This window comes from Pseudomonas sp. EL_65y_Pfl2_R96 (genome assembly GCF_963970905.1).
Lineage (GTDB): Bacteria > Pseudomonadota > Gammaproteobacteria > Pseudomonadales > Pseudomonadaceae > Aquipseudomonas.
In genome coordinates, this window is sequence record NZ_CAXAQH010000102.1 from 1 (window position 1) to 957 (window position 957).

At 60.3% G+C, this 957-nt stretch carries 1 protein-coding gene; it reads right to left on the reverse strand.

The features are described from left to right. Nucleotides 1–957: TonB-dependent receptor (locus AACY49_RS29640; protein WP_339527731.1), on the reverse strand; the 957-nt coding region annotated here is incomplete at both ends.

A 957-nucleotide genomic window follows, 5' to 3' on the forward strand; every position in this document is an offset into this window, starting at 1 on the left:
CGAGGTGAGGTTGAACTCCTGGCTGACGGCATCAACAGCATTGTTCCAGTAGGGCTGCACGTCATAATAGCCGAGCGTCGCATAGTCGGCGCGGTCGACATCAATCTGGTTGTGGTTGCGGGTGCGCTGATACGACGTCAGCGACTTGAGCGTGACCGGGCCGAAGTCGTAGCGGAGATCCGCGTACGACAGAAAGAACTTCAGCCGATATTCGTTCGGGTAGTCCTGAGAAATGCGACGCGGATCGGGATCGCGATCGTCGAGGTTCTTCTGCGCCGCGCCATGCTCGTCTGCGTCGAAATACTGCGCGGTGAGCTCGGCTGAGAAACGGTCCGTTGGCGTCCACAGGATCGACGCCTTGGTGGAGAAACGGTCGGCGTCGTCCAGATCGTACGGGCGGCCGAGTGAGGTCTGCTTGGCATAGCCATCGCGCTTGTAGCGCTGGACCGTCGCCCGGACCGCCAACGTATCAGAGATCGGCAGATTGACCGTACCGCTGGCGCGTACAAAGTCGTAATTGCCTAGTTCGACTTGCGCGGTGCCCTCGACGGATTGCGTCGAAGGCCGGACGGTGACTGCGTTGACGATGCCGCCGGTGGCACTTTGGCCAAATACTGTGCCCTGAGGTCCGCGGAGTACCTCGACCCGCTGGAGATCGAGAAAATCCTGCTGGAGGGCATAAGGGCTGACGATGTAGACGCCGTCGATGTGGAAGGACGTGCCTGGCTGCGCGCTGAGATTGTCGGTGGCTTCGTAGCCGATGCCACGGATCGACACGACCCGCACGAAGCTGCCGCTGTTGGCAACCGTCAAGCCAGGAACGAAGCCGTTCATGTCGATGAGCTGCGTGATGTTGGACTGTTTGAGCGTATCGGCAGTCAGCGCAGTGATAGCCAGCGGCGCCTTTTGAAGAGTCGTTTCCCGCTTTTCGGCAGTCACGACGATGTCGCCGGTTTG